The organism is Mesorhizobium sp. M2A.F.Ca.ET.067.02.1.1 (assembly GCF_004023285.1).
Taxonomy (GTDB): domain Bacteria; phylum Pseudomonadota; class Alphaproteobacteria; order Rhizobiales; family Rhizobiaceae; genus Mesorhizobium.
The window spans coordinates 1-4,918 of record NZ_RZSB01000453.1 but is presented as its reverse complement, the minus strand read 5'-3'; the positions used below and the strand labels follow the sequence as shown (position 1 = coordinate 4,918).

Here is a 4,918-nt window from a genome sequence, read left to right as displayed (position 1 = left end):
GTATAGATTGGGATCGGGTGAGGCGCGCCCTCGCCTCGGCAAGGATCGCGTCGGCTTCCTTGCGCTTCTTCAGTTCCAACTGGACGCGCCGCCAGATCGGCAGATAGAGGTCGGCGTCACGGCCGGCCTTCGACATGAGCATCGCGACGATGTCGAGATGCTCCTCCAGGCGCGCGACGGTGAGCGGCGGCATCGGCCGCGTCGCCCAGGATTGGCGTGGCCTGGCGCCCATTTCAGTCGCGGCCCTTGTCTTCGACTTCGACCGGCTCGCCGTCCTTAAGGCGATACCAGGTGTCGGGCTTGATGCCGTCGCGACCGGCGATGCCAGCCCAGACGTTGACGATGTCGCCGTTGCTGCTGCGTTCGGCCAGGAAAAGCGCGCACCCTTCCCTGCCCCGCACCTTGCCTTCATAGCCCGAGGCGGTGGCAGCGCCTCGCCGTCCCGAGGCGGTGGCAGCGCCCCAATCACCAGATGCGGTGGCAGCGCCTCGCTCGCCCGATGCGGTGGCAGCGCCCTCCGTTCCCGAGGCGGTGGCAGCGCCCTGGTAGCCCGAGGCGGTGGCAGCGCCACAATCACCAGATGCGGTGGCAGCGCCACAATCACCAGATGCGGTGGCAGCGCCTCGCTCGCCCGATGCGGTGGCGGCGCCTCGCATGCCCGAAGCGGTGGCAGCGCCCTGGTAGCCCGAGGCGGTGGCAGCGCCATAGCTTCCCGATGCGGTGGCAGCGCCTCGCCATCCTGATGCGGTGGCAGCGCCCTCCGTTCCCGAGGCGGTGGCAGCGCCTCGCATGCCCGAGGCGGTGGCAGCGCCTCGCCATCCTGATGCGGTGGCAGCGCCTCGCCGTCCCGAGGCGGTGGCAGCGCCTCCGTGATCGTCGTTCCTGACCTGCTCGCTATCGCCGGCCGTGTGGTTTCCCTCGACCAGCCTGGCGCGGTCTGTCACCCATTTCACGGCATCGAGGATCAGCTGGGTCAGGCCGATCTCCTTGCCGACGGTCAGGATCTCGGCGGCGGTCTTCTCGCCGCCATCGTCGCTGTCCATCGCGCCGGAAATCTCGACCTGGCAGATGCGCGTGCCGGCCGGCGCGTAATACTGGAACAGCGCCAGAGGATGGCCGGTGATGACGTGGAAGCCGCCTTCGCAGGCCTTGACCTTGCCGTCATGCCGATAGGTCTTGCCGATCTCGAATTGAAAGACCTTGCCGTCGGGACGGCAGGTCAGGTCGTCGAGAAAGCCCTTGTAGGCGGTGATCGCCGCCGGAACAGTCTCGGCGTTCGGGTCTTTCTTGGCGCGCGGCATGGTCATTTCTCTCCGGGTTTGATTTTGCGGATGGCGTTGCCGCTGGTGATCATTACGTAGCCGTCGGCAAACTGGACGCGGATCGAGTTGAAGGCGCCGCGCGCGGTGACGGCGCAGGCCTGGCCTTTGCGGCCCTGGCGGTCCCAGCGGTAGATGTAGGGGAAGCTCAAAGCAGCCTCCCCTGCGGTTTCGCCCGCGCGCTTTCGCGGCAGTCAGGGCAGGTGTGCGTCCACTCGCCGGCGCCGCGCTGGATCGACCAGCCGTCGGCGCGGGCGTCGGACACCATCACGTCGAACTCATCGGACTGATAGGTGCGCTTCTGGCTGACGCCGCAGTCGCAGACGATCTGCTGAAGGCCGGCATGCTTCTCGATCATGATGGCCTCCCAAGCGGCGGCAGGTCCACGATGTCGCGCGCCTGGTCAAAGGCGTCCGGCAGATGTGCCAGCAGTGCTGCGCGCAGCTCGCCGTGGCCACCGGGTGCCGTCATGGCGATGGCACAGCCGCAGGCTCCGACCAGCAAGCCGATGGCAAGCGCCTCGTATTGGATTTCCGGATCGCTGGAGATCGCCGGCGCCTTCGCCATCACCTCGCCAAAGGCTGTCGCGATTGCAGTCTTGGTCATCTGCGCAATGGCGTCGAACGGATCGTTCGCGTCGAACTTTTTGCGATTGCTCATAGGACCGCCGCCTCGCGCAGCTCGGGCATACCGTTGTGCTCAATGCCGTCGAGCAAGCGGCCGGCGACCTTTTTGCTGACGCGATCGACGCGCACGACGCTCTCGCCGTGAAAGCCTTGGCCGCCGGCGAGGTTCAGCCATTGGCCGTTCGGTGTTTCACGGGCGACGATGTCGCATCGCCGCCAGTCATGATCCTCGACCTGGCGATCATAGACCTGCTGAAACGACCCCCACTGCTTGAAGAAAAACGGCACGCGGTTGTTCGCGCACTGGTCGCGCAGCGAGCGCGCCCAGGCGGGATGCATCGGCCGTGCGCCTGGCCCGCTCTCGCCGCCGACGATGACCCAGTCGAGCCGCGTGCAATGCTCGCAGCCGATGCGGCACGGCACTTCCCATGGCGGGCAGCGGTCGCAAAGCGGACGCAGGTATTTGCTGATGTCCAGCGGCCCGAGCAAAGGCTCCGCCGAGACGAAGCGGACCTTTGCCGGCGTCGACAACAGATCAGGAAGCCGCTCGTCGGCGCGCTTCTGGTCCTCGGTCGAGGTGCCGAGCCAGACATTGTGCAGCGGCCATGACTGCACCTCGCGGGCGCCGCCGCTGAAGGTGTACCAGTTGGTATAGATGTCATCGAGCAGGTCGCGGCGCGAGACGAACTCGCGCATGCGCTCAGTCCGCTTAGTGAGCACCTGGTAGGTGTGGTGACTGGCGGCGGCCATGACGGTGAAGACGTCGAGGATCCAGTCGTCCGGCACGTTCTCGGCGAAGAGATCGCCATGCGCGCAAACGAAGATGCGGCGCGGCTTCTTCCAGTCGAAAGGCTGGTAGAGCCACTGCTTGTTGAGCCTGACCTCACCGGTCCAGACCGGGCCGGCCTTGGTGTCGCGCGTCAGCCCCTTGCGGCTGTCAATCTTCTTCAGCCGCGTGCCGGCGAGCTTCATCGCGTAGCAGTTCGTGCAGCCAGGCGAAACGACCGAGCATCCTGTGATCGGATTCCACGTCGCGTCGGTCCATTCGATGGCGGATTTGTCAGCCATGGACTTCGTCCGTGAAAGGCTTCCAGTCCTTTGGCGCGGCAGGCAACGCCATCCAGTGTGTGGGTCGGCCGAGCATGCCATGCCACGTCCAGCCACCGCCATTGTGATCGATCCATTTGGCCGTCACGGGCGCCGCCCAGCCTTCGCCGATCGGATCCGGGCTGTAGGCCGCGTTGCGGTGGACCATCCAGAGCAGGACCTTTGTGCCGTCCTTCGGTGCGGTGTCGATCGGCTGCCATTCAGCTGCCGCTGCCGGCCGTAGGCGGTCGAAGTCGACATCGCTGGCGCAGCCCGAAATGTCCCAGGCTATTTCGCAGCTCTCATCGTCGATGACCGCCGTCACGGTCGCCATCTCGATCGAGCAGACGCGGTCGCCTTCCTTGAAAGTGCTCATAGGAAAAAGCTCCACAAGATGACGCCGCCGCCGATCGCGACCGTGAGCGCGACGCCGGCGAGGAAGATGGTCTGCGCCCGCCGGCGGGACTGGCCGCCGATGCAGTCGGCCTCGCATTCGCAATGCGGATAGATCGAGCACAGCTGCCGAGGCTCCGTGTGGAACACCGGCACCGTCACGGCCTCGCGCACGGGCACGCGGTTGAGGCGCTCGTTCATCTACGCCGCCCTGAGATGGCTTGTGCTGCGGCCGAGGCCCGAGGCCTTGGCCAGCGCCGAGCGCTGCGCCGAATAGTTCGGCGCCACCATCGGATAGTCCTTCGGCAGGCCCCATTTGGCGCGATAGGCTTCCGGCGTCAGGCCGAAATCGGTGGCGAGGTGGCGCTTCAGCGAGCGAAAACGCTTGCCATCCTCCAGGCAGACGATGTGGTCGGGGAAGATCGAGCGCTTCGGATTGACCGCCGGCACTGGCGGCGCCGAGGGCGCGACGGCCTGGCCGGTGGCGAGGCCCTTGACAGAGGCGCTGACGCTGGCGATCAGCTCCGGCAACTGGCCGGCCGGCACCGAGTTGTTGCTGACATATGCCGAAACAATAGTCGCGGTCAGTGAGACGAGATTGTCCATTTTCTTACTCCGTTGAAACAAAGGGAAATTTCAGGCAGGCAGCACGAAGCCGAGCGCGAAGAACGGCAGCGCGAACATGATGAGGCAGGCGAAGGTCAATGCCGGCGCGCCATCGCGGCTGATCGCGGCAAACAGATCACCGGGCGCGCGGGCCATCGTCGCCAGGATCTGTGATGGCCTCTCATGGGCGAGGATCTGGCGCGATATCCACAGTTCCAGCCTCTCGGAAGTCGCTGCGGCGGCGATCAGCTGATCGGCGATCGTGCCCTTCTCGTCGAGCCAGGTGATGGCGGCGCGCAGCTGCTCGTCCGAATAGCTCTCGCGCCAGTGGCGCGGGGCCTTCAGGTCTAGGCCGAGGCCCTCGCATTCGGAAATGAGGTCCTGGCGCTGGCTGAGGGGTTCGCAAATCGTCATTGCTTGGCGCTCCCGTCGCTCCGGCGTCGGGCATTCCAGAGGACAAGCGCCTCCGCGAATTTTTCCGCCTCCGGCCCCTGCGCGCCGCAGTCGCGGCAGATGCCGTGGAAATGGTTGTTGATCGGCTCGATGGCCGAACCGTTGCGGATTGGATGGTCGAAAGGACAGGGTTTTAGCTTGGCTCTGCTGGTCATCGCCTTACTCGCTTTTCGCGGTGAGTTCGGCGTCACCATATGAGTACAAATGTACTTAGTCAATACACTTGTATAAATTCAGGCGACCAGGCAACGGAGCCAGAGCCTCAGCCGCCGGTTTCAATTCGCGGTGAGGCGCGACAGTGTCGTCAACTGGTCGATGGAATCTGCCACCGCATCCGGCGCCATGCGGATGGTGAGCGGCAGGCGGTCGCGGAACTGCAGCAGGAACAGGCGGTCCGATGTCTGTCTGTCGATGGTGACCGCGCAATCGTCCGGG

11 protein-coding genes are annotated in these 4,918 nt (G+C 65.5%); all 11 read right to left on the bottom strand.

Annotation, left to right across the window (positions count from 1 at the left end; all coding sequences use genetic code 11):
• On the bottom strand, positions 1-193 hold a 193-nt coding region (locus EOA28_RS24820), incomplete at its 3' end, for a hypothetical protein (protein ID WP_128315388.1).
• A 40-nt stretch (positions 194-233) separates the two neighbouring features.
• On the bottom strand, positions 234-1,307 hold the full coding sequence (locus EOA28_RS24815) for a hypothetical protein (protein ID WP_245501585.1): 1,074 nt from the start codon (positions 1,305-1,307) through the stop codon (positions 234-236).
• Positions 1,304-1,471: a hypothetical protein gene (locus EOA28_RS39015; RefSeq protein WP_189342171.1), complete on the bottom strand. Its 168-nt coding sequence runs from the start codon at positions 1,469-1,471 to the stop codon at positions 1,304-1,306. The genes EOA28_RS24815 and EOA28_RS39015 overlap by 4 nt, the downstream gene beginning before the upstream one ends.
• Positions 1,468-1,677: a hypothetical protein gene (locus EOA28_RS24810; protein ID WP_128315387.1), complete on the bottom strand. Its 210-nt coding sequence runs from the start codon at positions 1,675-1,677 to the stop codon at positions 1,468-1,470. Before EOA28_RS24810 ends, EOA28_RS39015 begins: the two co-directional genes overlap by 4 nt.
• A complete protein-coding gene (locus EOA28_RS24805) occupies positions 1,674-1,979 on the bottom strand; it encodes a hypothetical protein (protein ID WP_128315386.1) in 306 nt (101 codons plus the stop codon). Before EOA28_RS24805 ends, EOA28_RS24810 begins: the two co-directional genes overlap by 4 nt.
• The gene (locus EOA28_RS24800; RefSeq protein ID WP_128315385.1) at positions 1,976-3,013 is read right to left on the bottom strand and encodes a phage Gp37/Gp68 family protein; all 1,038 of its coding nucleotides are present in this window, start codon (positions 3,011-3,013) and stop codon (positions 1,976-1,978) included. The genes EOA28_RS24805 and EOA28_RS24800 overlap by 4 nt, the downstream gene beginning before the upstream one ends.
• Positions 3,006-3,407 carry a DUF551 domain-containing protein gene (locus EOA28_RS24795; protein WP_128315384.1) on the bottom strand — a complete coding sequence of 134 codons (402 nt, stop codon included), beginning with the start codon at positions 3,405-3,407 and terminating at the stop codon, positions 3,006-3,008. Before EOA28_RS24795 ends, EOA28_RS24800 begins: the two co-directional genes overlap by 8 nt.
• The gene (locus EOA28_RS24790) at positions 3,404-3,625 is read right to left on the bottom strand and encodes a hypothetical protein (RefSeq protein ID WP_128315383.1); all 222 of its coding nucleotides are present in this window, start codon (positions 3,623-3,625) and stop codon (positions 3,404-3,406) included. Before EOA28_RS24790 ends, EOA28_RS24795 begins: the two co-directional genes overlap by 4 nt.
• Entirely contained in the window at positions 3,626-4,030 is a 405-nt protein-coding gene (locus tag EOA28_RS24785) for a MucR family transcriptional regulator (RefSeq protein WP_128315382.1), read from the bottom strand.
• A 30-nt stretch (positions 4,031-4,060) separates the two neighbouring features.
• Positions 4,061-4,444 carry a hypothetical protein gene (locus EOA28_RS24780; protein WP_128315381.1) on the bottom strand — a complete coding sequence of 128 codons (384 nt, stop codon included), beginning with the start codon at positions 4,442-4,444 and terminating at the stop codon, positions 4,061-4,063.
• Positions 4,441-4,638 carry a hypothetical protein gene (locus tag EOA28_RS24775; RefSeq protein WP_128315380.1) on the bottom strand — a complete coding sequence of 66 codons (198 nt, stop codon included), beginning with the start codon at positions 4,636-4,638 and terminating at the stop codon, positions 4,441-4,443. The genes EOA28_RS24780 and EOA28_RS24775 overlap by 4 nt, the downstream gene beginning before the upstream one ends.
• Positions 4,639-4,918: the final 280 nt, after the last annotated feature.